This is a genomic window from Shewanella sp. 11B5 (genome assembly GCF_002836795.1).
Lineage (GTDB): Bacteria > Pseudomonadota > Gammaproteobacteria > Enterobacterales > Shewanellaceae > Shewanella > Shewanella frigidimarina.
Window position 1 is genome coordinate 1 of record NZ_PJAP01000166.1, and the last position, 1,126, is coordinate 1,126.

Sequence of the window (1,126 nt, forward strand, 5' to 3'; positions counted from 1 at the left end):
AATCATTTGCGTAGAATCTTGCATCCATTGCACACTATCATCCTGATAATGTTATAAAACTTGCTTAATCCGCTATTGCGTCCATTGAGCAAGCTTAACGTTTCATCCTGAAACTCAATATCGTCCGTTATTTCCATATACTTATGGTCTTCCAAGACCTCTTTACTACCTTGTAATGTTCCCGTCCTAGGAACGAGATAAATAATAATTCATTTACCGCTACGTAAACAGGTACCTCTAAATGATTAAAATATCTCACAGATAACACAAAATAAAATAATCAATTAAATCAATTGGTTGAGCACCATGTAGAAATGCCACCTCATAATTAAGTGATTTGGCTCACATGCTTTGTGAGATATATCTCACAAAGCGTCAGGCAGAAAAGGTAAGCGCCAAGTTAACTATTAACATTAGATAAACATCGGCAACTAACAAACAGCTCAAATTCCGACGCGAACTAGCAAATTCGGTTTGATCTTAATTGACGTAATCTGAAAAAGTTCAGCTTAGTGGCATATCTGTTAATTACATTGAATAGAGCTATTGTTGAGAGTTTTTGTATTGAACCATTCTGGCGATAAACATTGAGATGCGCTGCATTTGTTATCAGCCGTCAATACCTAATAACATGTTAATTCGCCCAATAGTCCACGCGATGTCACTTTTGAGTAAGAGTAATATTTAACCTTTACACGTAACACAACCACAAGCGCTTACTGATTTAACACTTAATGCTTACTTTTATGACTTTAACTTAAACAAGAGTTAAATAGCGACTCATTGAAAAGTATAAATAAAGCTTATCGACTATTACTTCATTACAGAACATAAGTTAATTGTTAATCAAGCAAACATTCTTGCTCGATTAACAATAAATGGACTAGGGTATGTGCTTATCGTTCAGACACTAACAACTTACGACCTTCTTGAGCACTGTCAATGCCGAGTTCAATAAGTCTCACGACCAAAAGAGCCTGCTCTGCTGTTACTGGATTTGGGCTCCCAAGACAAATCGCATCGCGGATGCCTTCATAATATGCTTGGTAATTACCTGGAGTCGTTATGATGTCTTGCTCGATAATCGCGTCTTTGTGTTTCAGCGATAATTTGCAAGAAAGTGGAT

The 1,126-nt window shown here is 36.6% G+C and carries 1 protein-coding gene; it reads right to left on the reverse strand.

Annotation, left to right across the window (positions count from 1 at the left end; translation table 11 throughout):
* Positions 1–896: 896 nt before the first annotated feature.
* Positions 897–1,126 (reverse strand): Gfo/Idh/MocA family oxidoreductase (locus CXF78_RS01365; RefSeq protein WP_374702260.1); only part of this gene is annotated, 230 nt, incomplete at its 5' end.